Annotated in this window: 18 protein-coding genes; 8 read left to right on the top strand and 10 right to left on the bottom strand. The window is 63.0% G+C overall.

Translation table 11 applies throughout. From position 1 onward, the window contains the following. Positions 1 to 81: 81 nt before the first annotated feature. The 7 genes from cysG to J3A71_RS11005 form a co-directional block, all read right to left on the bottom strand. Complete coding sequence (gene cysG, locus J3A71_RS11035) at positions 82 to 1,473, bottom strand: siroheme synthase CysG (protein WP_016488115.1); 1,392 nt, start codon at positions 1,471 to 1,473, stop codon at positions 82 to 84. Beyond that, positions 1,474 to 2,754, bottom strand: a complete 1,281-nt coding sequence (gene serS, locus J3A71_RS11030) for a serine--tRNA ligase (protein WP_016488116.1) — start codon at positions 2,752 to 2,754, stop codon at positions 1,474 to 1,476. Positions 2,755 to 2,784: 30 nt separating this feature from the next. Then, positions 2,785 to 3,159 carry a fluoride efflux transporter CrcB gene (crcB, locus tag J3A71_RS11025; RefSeq protein WP_016488117.1) on the bottom strand — a complete coding sequence of 125 codons (375 nt, stop codon included), beginning with the start codon at positions 3,157 to 3,159 and terminating at the stop codon, positions 2,785 to 2,787. After that, positions 3,156 to 4,481 (bottom strand): replication-associated recombination protein A, encoded by a 1,326-nt coding sequence (locus J3A71_RS11020; RefSeq protein WP_016488118.1) that lies wholly within the window; start codon positions 4,479 to 4,481, stop codon positions 3,156 to 3,158. The genes crcB and J3A71_RS11020 overlap by 4 nt, the downstream gene beginning before the upstream one ends. 12 nt (positions 4,482 to 4,493) lie before the next feature. Next, the gene (gene lolA / locus J3A71_RS11015) at positions 4,494 to 5,117 is read right to left on the bottom strand and encodes an outer membrane lipoprotein chaperone LolA (protein WP_016488119.1); all 624 of its coding nucleotides are present in this window, start codon (positions 5,115 to 5,117) and stop codon (positions 4,494 to 4,496) included. A gap of 62 nt (positions 5,118 to 5,179) precedes the next feature. Beyond that, a complete protein-coding gene (locus J3A71_RS11010) occupies positions 5,180 to 7,666 on the bottom strand; it encodes a DNA translocase FtsK (RefSeq protein WP_016488120.1) in 2,487 nt (828 codons plus the stop codon). Between the two features lie 138 nt (positions 7,667 to 7,804). Further along, complete coding sequence (locus J3A71_RS11005; protein WP_134792821.1) at positions 7,805 to 8,074, bottom strand: hypothetical protein; 270 nt, start codon at positions 8,072 to 8,074, stop codon at positions 7,805 to 7,807. 35 nt (positions 8,075 to 8,109) lie between these two features. Here J3A71_RS11005 and aat point away from each other — a divergent pair, with 35 nt between their 5' ends. The 3 genes from aat (at position 8,110) to infA (ending at position 9,874) form a co-directional block, all read left to right on the top strand. Further along, entirely contained in the window at positions 8,110 to 8,790 is a 681-nt protein-coding gene (gene aat / locus J3A71_RS11000; RefSeq protein WP_060517045.1) for a leucyl/phenylalanyl-tRNA--protein transferase, read from the top strand. Between the two features lie 56 nt (positions 8,791 to 8,846). Next, on the top strand, positions 8,847 to 9,554 hold the full coding sequence (locus J3A71_RS10995; RefSeq protein WP_016488122.1) for an arginyltransferase: 708 nt from the start codon (positions 8,847 to 8,849) through the stop codon (positions 9,552 to 9,554). Between the two features lie 101 nt (positions 9,555 to 9,655). Beyond that, entirely contained in the window at positions 9,656 to 9,874 is a 219-nt protein-coding gene (infA, locus tag J3A71_RS10990) for a translation initiation factor IF-1 (protein ID WP_002553999.1), read from the top strand. Between the two features lie 174 nt (positions 9,875 to 10,048). Here the strand turns inward: infA and clpA are convergent, their stop codons facing one another. Together clpA and clpS are read right to left on the bottom strand one after the other, a co-directional pair. Further along, positions 10,049 to 12,319 carry an ATP-dependent Clp protease ATP-binding subunit ClpA gene (gene clpA, locus J3A71_RS10985; RefSeq protein WP_016488123.1) on the bottom strand — a complete coding sequence of 757 codons (2,271 nt, stop codon included), beginning with the start codon at positions 12,317 to 12,319 and terminating at the stop codon, positions 10,049 to 10,051. A 30-nt stretch (positions 12,320 to 12,349) separates the two neighbouring features. Continuing rightward, positions 12,350 to 12,712, bottom strand: coding sequence for an ATP-dependent Clp protease adapter ClpS (gene clpS, locus J3A71_RS10980; RefSeq protein ID WP_003251220.1), 363 nt, complete (start codon positions 12,710 to 12,712; stop codon positions 12,350 to 12,352). 230 nt (positions 12,713 to 12,942) lie between these two features. Between clpS and cspD the strand changes: the two genes are divergently transcribed. Next, positions 12,943 to 13,209: a cold shock domain-containing protein CspD gene (cspD, locus tag J3A71_RS10975; RefSeq protein ID WP_016488125.1), complete on the top strand. Its 267-nt coding sequence runs from the start codon at positions 12,943 to 12,945 to the stop codon at positions 13,207 to 13,209. A 71-nt stretch (positions 13,210 to 13,280) separates the two neighbouring features. On the opposite strand, the gene icd is transcribed toward cspD, so the two are convergent. Next, positions 13,281 to 14,537, bottom strand: a complete 1,257-nt coding sequence (gene icd, locus J3A71_RS10970) for an NADP-dependent isocitrate dehydrogenase (RefSeq protein WP_016488126.1) — start codon at positions 14,535 to 14,537, stop codon at positions 13,281 to 13,283. 412 nt (positions 14,538 to 14,949) lie between these two features. On the opposite strand from icd, the gene J3A71_RS10965 reads away from it, so the two are divergent. From J3A71_RS10965 to hflD, 4 genes are all read left to right on the top strand, one after another. Next, the gene (locus J3A71_RS10965; protein WP_102667660.1) at positions 14,950 to 17,175 is read left to right on the top strand and encodes an NADP-dependent isocitrate dehydrogenase; all 2,226 of its coding nucleotides are present in this window, start codon (positions 14,950 to 14,952) and stop codon (positions 17,173 to 17,175) included. A 124-nt stretch (positions 17,176 to 17,299) separates the two neighbouring features. Then, positions 17,300 to 17,740, top strand: coding sequence for an NUDIX hydrolase (locus J3A71_RS10960; protein WP_095115618.1), 441 nt, complete (start codon positions 17,300 to 17,302; stop codon positions 17,738 to 17,740). A 57-nt stretch (positions 17,741 to 17,797) separates the two neighbouring features. Beyond that, positions 17,798 to 18,922, top strand: coding sequence for a tRNA 2-thiouridine(34) synthase MnmA (gene mnmA / locus J3A71_RS10955; protein WP_060517040.1), 1,125 nt, complete (start codon positions 17,798 to 17,800; stop codon positions 18,920 to 18,922). Continuing rightward, on the top strand, positions 18,919 to 19,545 hold the full coding sequence (gene hflD / locus J3A71_RS10950; RefSeq protein WP_096426524.1) for a high frequency lysogenization protein HflD: 627 nt from the start codon (positions 18,919 to 18,921) through the stop codon (positions 19,543 to 19,545). Before mnmA ends, hflD begins: the two co-directional genes overlap by 4 nt. Positions 19,546 to 19,647 lie beyond the last annotated feature (102 nt).

Genomic DNA, 19,647 nt, shown 5'->3' with positions numbered 1-19,647 from the left:
ACAGGAATCACGTCGGCTTCACGCGATCCCTGTGGGAGCAGCCTTGTGCTGCGAATGGGCCGCAAAGCGGCCCCAACAATGTCAGCTGTTTTGCGAACCTTCGAACCAGGCCAGCTTGTCACGCAACTGCACCACTTCCCCCACAATCACCAGGGTCGGCGCATGCACTTCATGCCGGGCCACCAAGTCTGGCAAGTCCGCCAGGGTACCGGTAAACACTCGCTGGTTACGCGTAGTCCCCTGCTGCACCAACGCCGCCGGGGTACTTGCCGCCCGCCCATGGCGAATCAGCTCGGCGCAGATGGTCGGCAAACCAACCAATCCCATGTAGAACACCAGGGTCTGGGACGGCGCCACCAGGTCATTCCACGGCAGGTTGCTGGTGCCATCCTTCAGGTGCCCGGTGACGAAGCGCACCGACTGGGCGTAGTCGCGGTGAGTCAGCGGAATCCCGCCATACGCGGAGCAGCCACTGGCCGCGGTAATGCCCGGCACCACCTGGAACGGGATACCATGCTCGGCAAGCTCTTCGATCTCTTCGCCACCCCGGCCGAAGATGAACGGATCACCACCCTTCAAGCGCAACACGCGCTTGCCCTGCTGGGCCAGGTCGACCAGCAGGCGGTTGATCTGGTCCTGAGGCACGGAGTGGTCAGCACGGCGCTTGCCCACGTAGATCCGCTCGGCATCACGCCGGCACATCTCGATAATGGCAGGCGCCACCAGGCGGTCGTACAGCACCACGTCGGCCTGCTGCATCAGGCGCAAAGCGCGGAAGGTGAGCAAGTCCGGATCACCCGGGCCCGCCCCTACCAGGTACACCTCACCGCCCTGCTGCAGTGGCGCGCCTTCTACCATCGCCTGCAACAGGCGCTCGGCTTCAGCGCCCTGCCCGGCCAGCTGGCGCTCGGCAATCGGCCCCTGGAACACCGTTTCCCAGAAGCCGCGACGCTGGTTGACGTCCGGGTACAAGGCTTTCACCTTGTGCCGGAAACGCGCAGCCAGCCCGGCCAGCTCACCATAGGCTGCGGGGATCCACGCCTCCAGCTTGGCGCGAATCAGACGCGCCAGAACCGGGGCGTCACCGCCACTGGATACCGCAATCACCAGCGGTGAGCGGTCGACGATCGCCGGGAAGATCACCGTGCACAGGGCCGGCGCATCCACCACGTTGACCGGCAGGCTGAGGGCCTGGGCATCGGCCGACACCTGGGCGTTCAGCCCAGGGTCGTCGGTAGCCGCGATCACCAGCCGGCAACCGACCAGGTCGGCTGCCTGATAGCCACGCACCAGCACCTCACCGCCACCTTCGCGGGCCAACGCGGCCAACTGGCCGTCGACGTCCGGCGCTACCACGCGCAGCACGCTACCGGCATCCGCCAGCAGGCGCGCCTTGCGCAAGGCGATCTCCCCACCGCCGACGACCAGCACGCGGCCGCCCTGCAGCTTGTGGAACAGTGGCAGGTAATCCATTTAGCGGATGACCTCGACGCCGCCCATGTACGGCTTGAGCACGTCCGGTACACGGATGGAACCGTCGGCCTGCTGGTAGTTTTCCAGCACGGCAACCAGGGTACGGCCTACGGCCAGGCCGGAGCCGTTGAGGGTGTGCACCAGCTCTGGCTTGCCGGTTTCCGGGTTGCGCCAGCGGGCCTGCATGCGGCGCGCCTGGAAGTCGCCACAGTTGGAGCACGAGCTGATTTCGCGGTACTTGTCCTGGCTCGGCACCCACACTTCCAGGTCGTAGGTTTTCACTGCACCAAAGCCCATGTCACCGGTGCACAAGGCCAGCACGCGGTACGGCAGCTCCAGCAGCTGCAGCACGCGCTCGGCGTTGGCGGTCAGGCCTTCCAGCGCTTCCATCGACTTGGCCGGCTCTACCACCTGCACCATCTCGACTTTGTCGAACTGGTGCTGACGGATCATGCCGCGGGTGTCACGGCCGGAAGCACCGGCTTCACTGCGGAAGCACGGGGTGTGGGCAACCAGTTTCAGCGGCAGCTGCTTGGCGTCGAGGATTTCACCGGCAACCAGGTTGGTCAACGACACTTCAGCAGTCGGGATCAGGTAGAAGTCAGCTTCACCTTCGCGGGTGATCTTGAACAGGTCTTCCTCGAACTTTGGCAGCTGGCCAGTGCCCTGCAAGGCAGGCGCCTGCACCAGATACGGGGTGTAGTGCTCCTCGTAGCCGTGCTCGCCGGTGTGCAGGTTGATCATGAACTGCGCCAGGGCGCGGTGCAGGCGGGCGATCGGGCCGCGCAGTACAGCAAAACGGGCACCAGACAGCTTGGCTGCGGCCTCGAAATCCAGGCCACCGCTGACTTCGCCGAGGGCGACGTGGTCCTTGATTTCGAAGTCAAAGGCGGTCGGCGTACCCCAACGGCGCACTTCGACGTTGTCGTCTTCGCTGGCACCGACCGGTACGCTGGCGTCCGGCAGGTTGGGGATGGTCAGCAGGATACCGTCCAGTTCGGCCTGAATGCCGTCCAGCTCGGTCTTGCCGGCAGCCAGTTCGTTGGCCATGCGCTCGACGTCGGCCATCAGTGGCGCGATGTCTTCGCCCTTGGCCTTGGCCTGGCCGATGGACTTGGAACGGGCGTTACGCTCGGCCTGCAATTGCTCGGTGCGGGTCTGCACCGCCTTGCGGCGCTCTTCCAGTGATTCGATGCGCGCGACATCCAGGCTGAAGCCACGGGAGGCCAGGCGTTGCGCCACTTCCTGAAGTTGGCCGCGTAACAGTTTGGAATCGAGCATATCGTTCTCTCGTTATAGGTAGGTGTTGGTTCAGAATCGGGTCAGGGACAGGCCGGCCCAGGTTGCGAGCAGCCCGCCCACCACGCTGATACTGGTATAGCCCAAGGCAAGGGGCACTTGCCCGCTTTCCATCAGGCGCACGGTATCGAGCGAGAAAGAGGAAAAGGTCGTCAGGCCACCGAGGAAGCCGACAATCAGGCCGGCGCGTAATTCGACCGGCGCCAGCGGCTTGTGCAAGAACAAGCCATAGAGCAAGCCGATCAGCAGGCAGCCAACCAGGTTGACCGCCAGCGTACCGGCATAAAAGTGCCGTGGCCAGTGGGCCGCTACCCAGTTGGCGGTAGCGAAGCGCAACAGGGTGCCGGCAACACCGCCCGCGCTGACCGCGGCAATGAGTGCAATCACGGTTTTCTCCGCTGGCGGGGGCTGTTACGGTCCAGGTCGGCCAGGTGGCGCAGCTTCTCGCCAATCTTCAGCTCCAGGCCACGGGGCACCGGCTGGTAGTACTGGCGCGGCTCCAGCGCATCGGGGAAGTAATCCTCACCGGCGGCGTAGGCATCAGGTTCATCGTGGGCATAGCGATACTCGTCGCCATAACCCAGTTGCTTCATCAGCTTGGTCGGGGCGTTGCGCAGGTGCAACGGCACCTCCAGCGAGCCATGCTCGGCCGCTTCACGCAGGGCAGTCTTGAAGCCCATGTACACCGCGTTGCTTTTCGGCGCACAGGCCAGGTACGTGATGGCCTGCGCCACCGCCAGTTCGCCCTCGGGGCTGCCCAGGCGCTCCTGCACGTCCCAGGCTGCCAGGCACAGGCTGAGCGCGCGCGGGTCGGCGTTGCCGATGTCCTCGCTGGCCATGCGCACCACACGGCGGGCGATGTACAGCGGGTCGCAGCCGCCGTCGAGCATGCGGGCAAACCAGTACAGGGCGCCATCGGGGTTGGAGCCGCGCACCGACTTGTGCAGCGCGGAAATCTGGTCGTAGAACGCCTCGCCGCCCTTGTCGAAGCGGCGGCGGCTGTCACCCAGCAGGCTCTGCAGCATCTCGACGTCGATCTCGCTGCCGTCTTCCGCCAGGTCCGAGGCGTTCTCGAGGAAGTTGAGCATGCGCCGGCCATCCCCGTCGGCAGCGGCCATGAGCATCTTGAAGGCCTCGTCGCCCACCTGCAGGTTGCGCTTGCCCAGGCCACGCTCTTCGGTCAGCGCACGGTTGACCAGCTTGCGCAGGGCCGCCTCGTCCAGGCTCTTGAGCACATACACCCGCGCCCGCGACAACAGCGCGTTGTTCAGCTCGAACGACGGGTTTTCGGTGGTAGCGCCGATGAACAGCAGGGTGCCGTCTTCGACGTAGGGCAAAAAGGCGTCCTGCTGCGACTTGTTGAAGCGGTGCACCTCGTCAACGAACAGGATGGTGCGCCGGCCATACTGCCCAGCCTGCTGCTTGGCCACCTCGACCGCCTGGCGAATCTCTTTCACCCCGGCCAGCACCGCCGACACGGTTTCGAAGTGCGCATCGCAAAACTGCGCCAGCAGCCGCGCCAGAGTGGTCTTGCCCACCCCAGGCGGCCCCCAGAAGATCATCGAGTGCAGCGCCCCCTGCTCCAGCGCCTCACGCAGCGGTTTGCCGCGCGCCAGCAGGTGCTCCTGGCCCACGTACTCGTCCAGGTTGGACGGGCGCAGGCGAGCAGCCAGGGGCTGGGCGACGGGTTCGCTTCGAAACAGGTCCATGACGAGCTCCGCTTACTCCTTGATCACGTCCGCACCTTTGGGGATGTCGAACTTGAACCTGCTGTCCGGCACCGCCTGGTTGGCCTTGACGCCATTGAACAGGATGTTGGTGCGTTGGCCGACGCTGTCGACCAACTGCATGTCATTGATCAGGCCTTTGCGGAACGACACGCGCAGCGAGTCGAACAGGGTGTCCTTGGTCTTCGGCTTGAGGGTGAAGTCCATGACTTCGCCCTGCTCCTTGGAGGTGATATCGAAGCTCTGGCTGATCTTCGACACGTCACCGGACAGCAGCAGTGCCGGGGTCTGGTTCAGGCGCACGTCGAGCTTCTTGATGGTGGCCTGTTCCAGGTCCGGGTCCCACAGGGTAACCATCTTGCCATCAGACACCACCACCTGCTCCTGCGGCGCATCGGTGTGCCAGTAGAACAGGCCCGGGCGCTTGACTGTCATCTGGCCAGCGGTTTCCTGCAGGCTGGCGCCGTCGGCACCCAAGGTCAATTGAGAGAAATTGGCCTCGATGGTCTGCGACTTTTCCAGCAGCTGGGTCAGGCGTTGTACATCTTGCTCACCGGCAAAAGCCGAAACGCTGCCCAGAGCAAGGGCAGAAACCAACAGCATGCGAATCGCGCGCATGGTAATCCTCATTGAGCATTGAAAAGACCGGGCGCCACCGTTGGCGCCCGGCAAGGTGTTCATCAGTCGCGCGGGCCGCCCGGGGCAATCACTTCCCGCGAGCCGTTGCTGTTCATCGGGGTGACCACGCCAGCCATTTCCATGGCTTCGATCATGCGGGCGGCGCGGTTGTAGCCGATCTTCAGCTTGCGCTGCACGGCCGAGATCGACGCACGGCGGCTTTCCAGCACGAACTGCACGGCCTCATCATACAGGGCGTCGCTTTCCGAATCTTCGCCATCCCCACCGCCACCGCCGCCTTCGAAGCCGCTGCCGGCCTCTTCCACGCCGTTGAGGATGTCGTCGTTGTAGTCCGGCGCGCCGCGCAGCTTCCACGCTTCCACCACGCGGTGCACTTCGTCGTCGGAGACGAACGCACCGTGCACCCGGATCGGCAGGCTGGTACCCGGCGGCATGTACAGCATGTCACCGTGGCCCAGCAGCTGCTCGGCACCACCTTGGTCGATGATGGTGCGCGAGTCGATCTTGCTCGATACCTGGAACGCCATGCGGGTCGGGATGTTGGCCTTGATCAGGCCGGTGATCACGTCCACCGACGGGCGCTGGGTGGCAAGAATCAGGTGGATACCGGCCGCCCGCGCCTTCTGGGCGATACGGGCGATCAGCTCTTCGACCTTCTTGCCGACGATCATCATCATGTCGGCGAATTCGTCGACCACCACCACGATGGTCGGCAGGGTTTTCAGCGCAGGCGGCTCGTCGTCCATGCTCTCGCGGCGGTACAGCGGGTCATGGATGATCTCGCCGGCCTCCTGGGCATCCTTGATCTTGCGGTTGAAGCCGCCAAGGTTACGCACGCCCATGGCCGCCATCAGCTTGTAGCGGCGCTCCATCTCGGCCACGCTCCAGCGCAGGGCGTTGGCAGCATCCTTCATGTCGGTGACCACTGGGCACAGCAAATGCGGGATGCCTTCGTAGATCGACAGTTCGAGCATTTTCGGGTCAATCATGATCAACCGCGCGTCTTCCGGGCCGGATTTGAACAGGATCGACAGGATCATCGCGTTCACACCCACCGACTTACCGGAGCCGGTGGTACCGGCCACCAGCAGGTGTGGCATCTTGGCCAGGTCGGTGATCACCGGCTTGCCGCCGATGTCGTGGCCCAGGGCCAGGGTGACCGGGGACTTCTGCTCCTCGAACTGCGGCGTGGCCAGCACTTCGGAAAACCGCACCATCTGCCGGTTTTCGTTGGGGATCTCGATACCCACGGTGGTCTTGCCAGGGATGACCTCGACCACCCGCACGCTGGTCACGGCCAGCGAGCGCGCCAGGTCCTTGGCCAGGTTGGCGATACGGCTGACCTTGACGCCAGCGGCCGGCTGGATTTCGTAACGGGTAATCACCGGGCCTGGGTGGATCGAGTCCACCGAGACTTCAACGCCGAATTCCTTGAGTTTGATTTCCAGCAACTGGCCGACACTGGCCAGGGACTCTGGCGAGTACTCGATCTTTTTCTGCTCGGCCGGGTCGAGGATGGAAATCGACGGCAGGGTGCCTTCAACGGCGCTGTCGACGAACAGCGGCGCCTGCTTCTCCTTCATCACCCGCTTGCTCGGCTCCGGCGCCCTGGCCGCTGCCGGAGGCACGATCGTCGGGGCTGCAGGCTGCTCGCGGGGCAGCACGGTTTCACGCGGCACAACCGGCTCGCGCGGCACAACGGGCTCACGCGCCAAGGTCGGTTCGCGTGGCGCGGCAGGTTGAGCAGGCGCTTCTTCGCGCTTGAAGAGACGCTCGCGCAACGCCGGCTTGGCAGGCTCGCGCTTGTCGGCGGCCATCGGCGGCGCCTTGAACACCGGCTCGTCCTCACGCAGCTGGGCCTCCAGGCGTTTACGCTCATTACGCGCTTCCCACCAGCGGTTGGCGGCACCCTGCACCAACTCGAACAGGTCAAGGGTGATCTTGCCGGTCAGGTCCATCACCTTGAACCACGACAAATCGGTGAACACGGTCAGGCCGAACAGGAACAGGGCTATGAACATCAGCGTGCTGCCCTGCACGTTCAGCAGGTTGCGCGCCAGCTCGCCCAGGCTTTCGCCCAGCGCGCCGCCCGCGGAAAACGGCATGCTCGCCGGCGGATGGAAGTGAATATGTGCCAGCGCTGCGCCGGATAGCACCAGGAACACCAGGCCGATCAGCCGCCAGGAGAACAGCCAGCCGCTCCAGTCCCAGGGCTGATGGCGCTCACGGAAGATCTGCCAGGTCTTGACCCCCAGCAACAGCGGGAAGATGTAGGCAAAGTAACCCAGCACCATGAACAGGATGTCGGCGAAGTAGGCGCCGGCGCGCCCGGCGGCGTTCTGCACCTGCTCGACGTTGCTGGTGTGGCTGAAGCCCGGGTCGGAAGTGTCGTAGGTCAGCAGCGCCATCCACAGGTACAGGCACAAGGCGCCGATCGCGATCAACGCACCTTCCTTGAGGCGATAATGCAGCTGCTGCCGCCACAGGGGCACAGGCAAAGGAGCTGGGGTTGCGGTGGATTTCTTCAAAACGCGTCTATTCCTGCGCGTGGTGCGCGTCCAATAGTGATCGGCCGGCTGTGCGGCCAATGAACCACTACTTTTAACATTACTGCCCGCCAGCCGCCATGGCGGCACGCCGCATGGGGGTTTGCCCGGGGGCGACTTTCACATGGCTGCAATTTGAGCATGCATTTTCTTTTGTGACAAAGGCTTATGCTGTGTTTTTGCACAGGTGTGACCGCAAATATAGCGGATGGTGCCTGCGGCTTGATAAATGTGCAGGAAATTGCCTGATTTCCTGGCCTGTGCCGGCCTCTTCGCGGGCTCGCCCGCTCCCACAGGCCTGCGCAAGCCTGAAGACCGTGGTGTTTCTGTGGGAGCGGGCGTGCCCGCGAAGCAGCCAAAGAGATTGACCCTGCTTTTCACCCGCGCCATGCTGCCCTCTCCCCTCCCCCACCGCACGATAGACCATGCTCACCTGGCTGACCCGCGACTCGCTGACCTTCCCACCCCTGGAAAAGGCCCTGCACGACCCCAACGGCCTGTTGGCCGCTGGCGGCGACCTGAGCCCCGAGCGCCTGGTGCAGGCCTACCGCCATGGCTGCTTCCCGTGGTACCAGGACGGCCAGCCGATCCTGTGGTGGTCACCCGATCCGCGCACGGTGCTGCTGCCCGACCAACTGCACGTTTCCCGCTCGCTGGCCAAGCTGATACGCCAAGGCCGCTACCAGGTCAGCTTCGACACCGACTTTGCCGCCGTCATCGCTGCCTGCGCCGCACCACGCGACTACGCCGACGGCACCTGGATCACCGACACCATGCGCAACGCCTACTGCGAACTGTACCGCCGTGGCATCGCGCATTCGGTGGAGGTACGCCAGGACGGCGAGCTGGTCGGCGGCCTGTACGGCCTGGCCATGGGCCAGCTGTTCTTCGGCGAATCGATGTTCAGCCGCGCCGACAACGCCTCCAAGGTTGGCTTCGTGACCCTGGTCAACCACCTGCGCGAAGCCGGCTTCGTGCTGATCGACTGCCAGATGCCCACCAACCACCTGCACAGCCTGGGCGCCCATGCCATCAGCCGCGCCGAGTTCGCCGGCTACCTGGCACGCCACCTCGACCAGCCCAACAGCGCAACGTGGGTTGCCTAGGCGAGTTGCCATAGCTGGCTTACACTTAAAACAAAGTCTCACCGAAGGGGTTGATCATGACAGAGTTGGCGCGGTTGAAGTTTTATGCCACTCAGCCCCACTCCTGCAGCTACCTGCCTGACGAGCAGGCGACCACACTGTTCCTCGACCCCAGCCAGCCGATGGACGTAAAGGTGTACGCCGACCTGTCGGAAATGGGCTTTCGGCGCAGTGGCGACCACCTGTACCGCCCCCACTGCCAGAACTGCAACGCCTGCGTGCCGGCGCGCATCCCGGCGGCGCGCTTTATTCCCAACCGCCAGCAACGGCGCATTCTCAAGCGCAATGCCGACCTGACCGTGAGCGCGGCGCGCCCCACGTTCAAGGAGGAGTACTTCGAGCTGTACCGGCGCTATATCGAAACGCGCCACGCCGACGGTGACATGTACCCGCCCAGCCGTGATCAGTTTTCCACCTTTCTGGTACGCGACCTGCCGTTCTGCTGGTTCTACGAGTTCCGCCTGGAAGGCCGGTTGATGGCGGTGGCCGTGTGCGACCTGCTGCCCAACGGCCTGTCGGCGGTGTACACCTTCTACGAGCCGGACGAGGAGCGACGCAGCCTTGGCCGCTTCGCCATCCTCTGGCAGATCACCGAAGCCGTGCGCCAGGACCTGGAGGCGGTTTACCTGGGCTACTGGATCAAGAACTGCAAGAAAATGAACTACAAGACGCAGTATCGGCCTATCGAGCTGCTGATAAACCAGCGCTGGGTCACCCTTAACTGAAAGCATTGGCTTGACACGCAGATTTCCGGCATAATCGGCGCCACTTTTTTGCCCGGTGCGGATATGCGTCGGGCTAACACTGGATCCGAGGGCTCAACTGCATGTCGAAAGAAGACAGCTTCGAAATGGAAGGTACTGTCGTCGACACCCTGCCCAACACCATGTTCCGCGTGGAGTTGGAAAACGGGCACGTCGTAACCGCGCACATCTCCGGAAAGATGCGCAAAAACTACATCCGTATTCTCACTGGCGACAAGGTCCGCGTCGAGCTGACGCCCTACGACCTGAGCAAGGGCCGCATCACCTACCGTGCGCGCTAAGCTCCAGCCATGAAAAAGCCCGGCCATGTGCCGGGCTTTTTTGTGCCTGTGAAATTGTACGGTTGCAACCCTCTCTGTGGGAGCGGGCTTGCCCCGCGAAGCAGGCCCCGCGGCGCATGGCACCGGCTTCGCCGGTGTTCGCGGGGCAAGCCCGCTCCCACAGGGCCTCGCTTGTCAGGCAACCTCAGCCGTGGTCTCGAAGTCGAACACCAGTTCGCCATCGCGCAGGTCGATGTGCACCACACCGCCATGCTCGGCCAGTTCGCCAAACAGGATCTCCTCGGCCAACGGCCGTTTGATCTTGTCCTGGATCAGCCGCGCCATCGGCCGCGCGCCCATCTGCACATCGTAGCCCGACGCCGCCAGCCAGCCGCGGGCGTCATCACTGACTTCCAGCAGCACACGCTTGTCTTCCAGCTGCGCCTGCAGTTCGATAAGGAACTTGTCGACGATGCTCTTGATCGTCTCGTGGCTCAGGCGGCCGAACTGGATGATGGTGTCCAGGCGGTTGCGGAACTCTGGCGTGAAGCTCTTGCGGATGACTTCCATGGCATCGGACGCATGGTCCTGATGGGTGAAGCCGATCGAGGCCCGTGCCGCGGTTTCCGCGCCAGCGTTGGTGGTCATGATCAAAATCACGTTACGGAAGTCGGCCTTGCGCCCGTTGTTGTCGGTCAGGGTACCGTGGTCCATCACCTGCAGCAGCAGGTTGAAGACTTCCGGGTGGGCCTTCTCGATTTCATCGAGCAGCAAGACGCAGTGCGGTTGCTTGGTGATCGCCTCGGTCAACAAGCCACCCTGGTCAAAGCCAACGTAACCAGGAGGCGCACCGATCAGGCGGGACACCGTGTGGCGCTCCATGTACTCGGACATGTCGAAACGAACCAGCTCCACACCCAGCGCCTTGGCCAGCTGCCGCGCCGCTTCGGTCTTGCCGACGCCGGTTGGGCCGGCGAACAGGAACGAACCGACAGGCTTGTCTGGCGCCTTGAGGCCGGCACGGGACAGCTTGATGGCAGTCGACAGCGAATCGATCGCCTGGTCCTGGCCAAACACGGTCAGTTTCAGGTCACGCTCGAGATTACGCAGCAGCTCTTTGTCGGAACTGCTGACATGCTTCGGCGGAATGCGCGCAATCTTGGCAACGATGTCCTCGACCTGCGGCACGTCGATGCGTTTGACGCGGTTGGCTTCCGGCTGCAGGCGCTGGTAGGCACCCGCTTCGTCGATCACGTCGATGGCCTTGTCCGGCATGTGCCGGTCATTGATGTAGCGCGAGGCCAGTTCGGCGGCGGCGCGCAGGGCTTCGTCGCTGTACTCGATGTTGTGGTGGCTCTCGAAGCGCCCTTTAAGGCCGCGCAGAATGCCCACGGTGTCTTCGACCGACGGCTCGCTGACATCCACCTTCTGGAAGCGCCGTGCCAAGGCACGATCCTTCTCGAAGATGCCGCGAAACTCCTGGAAGGTGGTGGAGCCAATGCAACGGATCTCACCCGACGACAGCAACGGTTTGAGCAGGTTGGAGGCATCCATCACCCCGCCCGACGCCGCACCGGCACCGATGATGGTGTGGATTTCGTCGATGAACAGGATCGCCTGCGGGCGCTTGCGCAGCTCGCCGAGCAGCGCCTTGAAGCGTTTCTCGAAGTCACCGCGGTACTTGGTACCGGCCAGCAGTGCGCCAAGGTCGAGGGAGTACACCACGCTCTGCGCCAGCAGGTCGGGCACCTGGCCATCGACAATGCGCTTGGCCAGGCCTTCGGCGATGGCGGTTTTGCCCACGCCCGCCTCACCCACCAGCAGCGGGTTGTTCTTGCGCCGGCGGGCAAGGATTTGCGCCACGCGCTCAACTTCCTGCTCGCGACCTACCAGCGGGTCGATACGGCCGGCACGGGCCAGCTCGTTCAGGTTGCTGGCATAAGCGTCCAGCGGGTTGCTCGACGAGGACGTTTCGCCGCCCTCTTCGTCCTGCATTTCCTGATCGCTGTCAGCGTGCGAACCATGGCCAGGCACCTTGGAGATGCCATGGGCGATGTAGTTCACGACGTCGATGCGGGCCACGCTCTGTTGCTTGAGCAGGAATACGGCCTGGCTTTCCTGTTCGCTGAAGATCGCCACCAGCACGTTGGCGCCGGTCACTTCGCGCTTGCCAGAGCTTTGCACGTGGAACACGGCACGCTGCAGCACGCGCTGGAAGCCCAGGGTCGGCTGGGTTTCACGGTCTTCATCGTTGACAGGGATCAACGGGGTGGTGGAATCGATGAACTCTTGCAGGTCGTGCTTGAGCTTGTCGAGATTGGCGCCACAGGCGCGCAGAACGGTCGCGGCAGCCTCATTGTCAAGGAGTGCCAGCAGCAGATGTTCGACGGTCATGAACTCATGACGTTTCGAACGGGCCTCCTTGAAGGCCAGATTGAGGGTGACTTCGAGCTCGCGGTTTAACATAGCTTCACCTCATACCCAAGTGGTCGGCGATTAACCGTCCTTCTCGATTTCACAGAGTAGCGGATGCTGGCTTTCCCTGGCGTATTGGTTGACCTGCATAGCCTTTGTTTCGGCGATGTCACGGGTAAACAATCCGCACACTGCCCGCCCTTCTGTATGGACGGTCAGCATGATCTTGGTCGCCAGCTCGCGGTTCAGACTGAAGAACGTCTCGAGCACTTCGACGACGAAATCCATTGGCGTGTAGTCATCGTTGAACAAAACCACCTTGTACATCGGTGGCGCCTGCAGGATCGGCTTGGCTTCCTGGACTGCAAGACCCGAGCCGTCGTCCTCATTCGATTGCGGGCGATCCTGATTGAATGTTAGTCGAATCTCACTAGGTGCATGCATGGAAAGAATTTCATCATGAGCGTCAGGTTAAGGTTGTGGGTTGACGGCACAGGCCGCATCCAGCGCAGGCGCCGGGCGACCTTGACTATCGGCAAAACGGTGTTACAACCAATAAGAACCCACCGTGGTCGATAAAGATCCGCGCAGTCAACCAGATTTTTCGCAAGGTTCGTATGCGGATGAAGTGGATGATACTCCAGTGATGGAGTCCTTTGCAGAGGGACATAGGGATGGCAAGCGGTAAAGTCAAGTGGTTCAACAATGCCAAGGGCTATGGGTTCATCAATGAAGAAGGTAAATCCGATGACCTGTTCGCCCATTATTCGGCCATCCGAATGGACGGATACAAGACCCTCAAGGCAGGCCAGTGCGTAGTGTTCGACATCGTACAGGGCCCCAAAGGTCTGCACGCCGTCGACATCAAAGACGCTGCGGTGGCCGCGGCAGAGGGTGCCAGAACCCTGGGCGAGCCGCAGAGCGAAACTGCCAAAGCCTGACTGCCTGCGCTGTGCCGGTATACGAAACAACCGGCCGCTTCTTTACCGGGAAGCGGCCGGTTTTGCATTGCCTACATATGCTTGATCATTTCATCGCCAAAGCCTGAACTGCTCACCAGCGTGGCGCCGTCCATCAGGCGCTCAAAGTCGTAGGTCACGGTCTTGGCACCGATCGCACCGTTGGTGCCTTTGATGATCAGGTCGGCCGCCTCGGCCCAGCCCATGTGCCGCAGCATCATCTCTGCCGAGAGAATCACCGAGCCAGGGTTCACTTTGTCCTGCCCGGCATACTTGGGCGCGGTGCCGTGGGTAGCCTCGAACATGGCCACGGTGTCGGACAGGTTGGCACCCGGCGCGATGCCGATACCGCCCACTTCCGCCGCCAGGGCGTCGGACAGGTAGTCACCGTTGAGGTTGAGGGTGGCGATCACGTCGTACTCCGCCGGGCGCAGCAGGATCTGCTGCAGCATGGCGTCGGCGATGGCGTCCTTGACGATGACCTCGCGGCCGGTCTTGGGGTTCTTGAACTTCATCCACGGGCCGCCATCGAGCAATTCGGCACCAAACTCGTCCCTGGCCACCTCGTAGCCCCAGTCCTTGAAGGCCCCCTCGGTGAACTTCATGATGTTGCCCTTGTGCACCAGGGTCAGCGATTCGCGGTCGTTGTCCACCACGTACTGCAGGGCCTTGCGCACCAGGCGCTTGGTGCCCTCGCGGGATACCGGCTTGACGCCGATGCCGCAGTCCTGGTCGAAGCGGATCTTGGTGACGCCCATTTCCTCCTTGAGGAACTTGATCACCTTGTTCGCCTCAGGCGAACCGGCCTTCCACTCGATACCGGCATAGATGTCCTCGGAGTTTTCCCGGAAGATCACCATGTCGACATCACCGGGCTTTTTCACCGGGCTCGGCACACCCTGGAACCACAGTACCGGGCGCAGGCACACGTACAAGTCCAGTTGCTGGCGCAGGGCCACGTTGAGCGAACGGATGCCACCCCCCACCGGGGTGGTCAGGGGGCCCTTGATCGACACCACGTAATCACGCACGGCGTCGAGGGTTTCCTGCGGCAACCAGGTGTCCTGGTCGTACACCTGGGTGGCTTTTTCGCCAGCATACACCTCCATCCAGGCGATCTTGCGCTTGCCGCCGTAGGCCTTCTGCACCGCCGCATCCACTACTTTGATCATTACCGGCGAGACATCGACGCCAATCCCGTCGCCTTCGATATAAGGAATGATGGGGTTGTCAGGAACGTTGAGCGAATGGTCTGCATTGACGGTGATCTTGGTGCCGTCGGTCGGAACCTTGATTTTCTGGTATCCCATGCTTGCACTACTCCGCTGTCGGGTGTGATTGGACATCGTGCGATCCACTGAGCCTAAACCACATCTGCCGACCTGCAAGGCATGCGACAACCCGCCACATTGCCGCTACGTCTTTGGTCTTATAAATGGGCCGATATCACTTGGCCTTGCTGATTAGCCCGAATGGTTTGGTATACTCCGCCGCGACCGTAGGGTCATCGGGGCGAATCCCAGGAAAATGCGGACCGCCCTTGGCCATGAATGGCCGAAAAGCCTGGGTTGTTACCGCAGCTCAGCATTGACGCTCGACTGATGCATCCACCATCACCGCTCGCAGCCTCTCGACTTTCCGCTCATGGCGCTGCCAGGGCGATGCGCCTACCCTGCGCACCACGAGACTCGAGCACGCTCAGCACACAGAGAGTTAACCCGCATGCCCACCCGTTCCAAGATCATCTATACCTTCACCGACGAAGCCCCCGCCCTCGCCACCTACTCGCTGCTGCCGATCGTCGAAGCCTTCACCGCTTCGGCTGACATCGCCGTCGAAACTCGCGACATCTCCCTGGCCGGCCGTATCCTTGCCGCCTTCCCGGAGCAACTGGGCGCAGAGAAGCAAGTAGGCGATCACCTGGCGGAACTGGGCCAGCTGGCTACCACCCCTGAAGCCAACATCATCAAGCTGCCAAACATCAGCGCCTCGGTACCGCAGCTCAAGGCCGCGATCAAGGAACTGCAAGGCAAGGGCTTCAACATCCCTGACTACGCCGACGAGCCGGCCACCGCGGACGAGAAAGAGTCCCGTGCCCGCTACGACCGCATCAAGGGCTCCGCCGTGAACCCGGTGCTGCGCGAAGGCAACTCTGACCGCCGCGCGCCGCTGTCGGTGAAGAACTACGCCCGCAAGCACCCGCACAAGATGGGCGCCTGGGCCGCCGACTCCAAGTCGCACGTTGCCCACATGACCCAGGGCGACTTCTACGGCAGCGAAAAAGCCGCACTGATCGAAGCTGACGACAGCCTGCGCATCGAGCTGGTTGGCAAAGACGGCAGCACCACCGTCCTGAAAGAGAAAACCGCCGTCAAGGCCGCCGAAATCATCGACTGCGCCACCATGAGCCGCAAGGCCCTGAAAGCCTTCATCGCCGAGCAGATCGCTGATGCCAAGGCCGCCGGCGTGCTGCTGTCGGTGCACCTGAAAGCCACCATGATGAAGGTTTCCGACCCGATCATGTTCGGCGTCATCGTCGAAGAGTTCTACAACGACGTGCTGACCAAGCACGCCGCAGCCCTGGCCGAAGTAGGCTTCAACGCCAACAACGGTATCGGCGACCTGTACGCCCGCATCAAGGACCTGCCAGCCGACAAGCAGGCCGAGATCGAGGCTGACATCCAGGCCCTGTACGCCCAGCGCCCGGCCCTGGCCATGGTCAACTCCGACAAAGGCATCACCAACCTGCACGTGCCGAGCGACGTGATCGTCGACGCCTCGATGCCGGCCATGATCCGTGACTCGGGCAAGATGTGGAACACCGCCGGTGAACTGCAAGACGCCAAGGCCGTGATCCCGGACCGTTGCTACGCCGGTATCTACCAGGCCACCATCGAAGACTGCAAGCAGCACGGCGCCTTCGACCCGACCACCATGGGCAGCGTGCCGAACGTTGGCCTGATGGCGCAAAAAGCCGAAGAGTACGGTTCCCACGACAAGACCTTCCAGATCAAGGCCGACGGCGTCGTGCGCGTGGTCGATGGCAAAGGCAACGTTGTGCTGGAGCAGAACGTCGAAGCCGGTGACATCTTCCGCATGTGCCAGACCAAAGACGCGCCGATCCAGGACTGGGTCAAGCTGGCCGTCAACCGTGCCCGCCTGAGCAACACCCCTGCGGTGTTCTGGCTGGACCCGGCCCGCGCCCACGACGGCGTGATGATCGAGAAGGTGCAGCAATACCTGAAGGATCACGACACCACTGGCCTGGACATCCGTGTTCTGGCTCCGGTCGACGCCATCAAGTTCTCCCTGGCCCGCATCCGCGAAGGCAAGGACACCATTTCGGTGACCGGCAACGTGCTGCGCGACTACCTGACCGACCTGTTCCCGATCATGGAACTGGGCACCAGCGCCAAGATGCTGTCGATCGTGCCGCTGATGAACGGTGGTGGCCTGTTCGAGACCGGCGCCGGCGGTTCGGCGCCCAAGCACGTGCAGCAGCTGGTTGAAGAGAACTTCCTGCGTTGGGACTCGCTGGGTGAATTCCTGGCCCTGGCCGCTTCCCTGGAGCACCTGGGCAACACCTACGACAACCCGCGCGCCAAGGTTCTGGCCAGCACCCTGGACCAGGCCACCGGCAAGTTTCTCGACACCAACAAGTCGCCTTCGCGCAAAGTTGGCGGTATCGACAACCGCGGCAGCCACTTCTACCTGACCCTGTACTGGGCTGAAGCCCTGGCCGCTCAAACCGACGACGCTGCGCTGCAAGCGCGCTTCGCACCGCTGGCAAAAACCCTGGCCGAGAACGAAGCGACCATCGTCGCCGAGCTCAACGCCGTTCAGGGCAAGCCGGCCGATATCGGTGGCTACTATGCCCCTGATGCCGAGCTGACCGCCAAGGTGATGCGCCCAAGCCAGACCCTGAACAGCGCCATTGCTGCCCTGTAAGGTTCGCTTGAAGTAACAGCAAAAACCCCGGCCACGCACCGGGGTTTTTGCGTTCTGGACATTGGGGCTGCTTTGCGGGCCATCGCCGGCAAAGCGGTCCCGACCCTCTGAAAGGACACCGTAAATGACCTGGCAACCCCACATCACCGTCGCCACCATCGTCGAGCACGAGGGCAAGTTCCTCTTCGTCGAAGAATTCAAAGCCGGCCTGCACGTCTTCAATCAGCCCGCCGGCCACCTGGAGCCCAACGAAACCTTGCCCCAGGCCGCGCTGCGCGAAACCCTGGAAGAAACCGCCTGGGAAGTCGAGCTCACCGGCGTGGTCGGTATCTATCTCTACACTGCCCCCAGCAACGGCGTGACCTACCAGCGCATCTGCTTTGCTGCCCGCCCGGTGTGCCATCACGCCGACCTGGCGCTGGACAGCGACATCGTCCGCGCCGTGTGGCTGACCCGCGACGAGCTGCTGGCCGACCCGGCCCGCTGGCGCAGCGAGCTGGTGCCACGTTGCCTTGACGACTACCTCAAAGGCCCCTTGCACAGCCTTACCCTGCTACGCGACTGACGCGTCGCCACGGGTTTGATAGAATCGACGTTTTTCCCTTGATACACACCGGTAACCATGACCAGCCCAGCACTCAAAGACCCCGCCAAGACCCGCGTCATCGTCGGCATGTCCGGCGGCGTGGACTCTTCCGTCTCCGCCCTTCTGCTCATCGAGCAGGGCTACCAGGTGGAAGGGCTGTTCATGAAGAACTGGGAAGAAGACGACGGCACCGAATACTGCACCGCCCGTGAAGACCTGGCCGACGCCCAGGCCGTCTGCGACCGCATCGGCATCAAGCTGCACACCGCCAACTTCGCCGCCGAATACTGGGACAACGTGTTCGAGCACTTCCTTGAAGAATACAAGGCCGGCCGCACGCCCAACCCGGACATCCTCTGCAACCGCGAAATCAAGTTCAAGGCGTTCCTCGACTACGCCCTGTCACTGGGTGCCGACCTGATCGCCACCGGCCACTACGTGCGCCGTCGTGACACTGGCGCGCTCACCGAACTGCTCAAGGGCCTGGACCCGAACAAGGACCAGAGCTACTTCCTGCACGCCGTCGGCGGCAAGGAAATTGCCCGCACCCTGTTCCCGGTCGGTGAGCTGGAAAAACCGGCAGTGCGCGCCATCGCCGAGAAACACGGCCTGGCCACCGCCAAGAAAAAAGATTCCACCGGCATCTGCTTCATTGGCGAGCGCCGCTTCAGCGACTTCCTCAAGCAGTACCTGCCAGCCCAGCCGGGCAACATCGAAACCACCGAAGGTGAAGTGATCGGCCGCCACCATGGCCTGATGTACCACACCATCGGCCAGCGCCAGGGCCTTGGCATTGGCGGCCTGAAGGATGCCGGTGACGAGCCGTGGTACGTGCTGCACAAGGACCTGACCCGCAACGTGCTGGTGGTCGGCCAGGGTAACGAACACCCTTGGCTGTTCTCCCGCGCCCTGCTCGCCTCGGACATCTTCTGGGTCAACCCCATCGACCTCAGCAGCCCGCGCCAGCTCACCGCCAAGGTCCGCTACCGCCAGAGCGACCAGCAGTGCACCCTGGCGCTTACGGCCAGCGGCTACCGCGCTGTGTTCGACGAACCGCAACGCGCCGTTACCCCAGGCCAGTCGGTAGTGTTCTATGACGGTGAAGTATGCCTGGGCGGCGGCGTGATCGAAGCCGCCGAGCCCTGGAGCCCGCGCGCATGAGCAACCTGCAGGAGCAGCTGATTGCATTGGGCGGTGTGTTTCAGGCCGCCGTATTGGTAGACCGCATCGCCCGCACCGGCCAGGCCAGTGAGGCCAACATCGGCTGCATGCTCGGCAGCCTGCTGGTCCGCGACCCCAAGAACACCCTGGAGGTGTTCGGCGGTGACGACCTGAACCTGCGTGACGGCTACCGTGCGCTGGCCGGTGCCCTGGAGCGCGACCCCAGCAGCCTGCAGCGCGAGCCACTGCGCTATGCCCTGTCGATGCTGGGCCTGGAGCGCCAGCTGAACAAACGTGGCGACCTGCTCGACACCATTGGCAACCGCCTGCCACAAATCCAGTCCCAGGCTGACCATTTTGGCCTGGTTCACGAAAACGTCATTGCTTCCAGTGGAGCCTTGTACCAGGACACCCTGAGCACCCTGCGCCAGCGTATTCAGGTGCATGGCGACATGCGCTTCCTGCAGCAGGCCAGCAACGCCTCGAAAATCCGCGCCCTGCTGCTGGCCGGTATCCGCGCCGCACGCCTGTGGCGCCAGCTGGGCGGTCACCGCTGGCAGCTGGTGTTCAGCCGGCGCAAGCTGCTGAACGAACTGTACGACATGATGCGCAGCCCCAGCTGACGGGCTGAGCTGCCCTTTGTGGGAGCGGGCGTGCCCGCGAAGCAGGCGACTCGGTGTATGGCACCGGCTACGCCGGTGCTCGCGGGCATGCCCGCTCCCACA

The sequence above is a fragment of the Pseudomonas sp. PvP089 genome, assembly GCF_017875165.1.
GTDB lineage: Bacteria > Pseudomonadota > Gammaproteobacteria > Pseudomonadales > Pseudomonadaceae > Aquipseudomonas > Aquipseudomonas fortuita.
The sequence above is the reverse complement of the archived record's forward strand: the minus strand, read 5'-3'. Positions and strand labels throughout refer to the sequence as shown.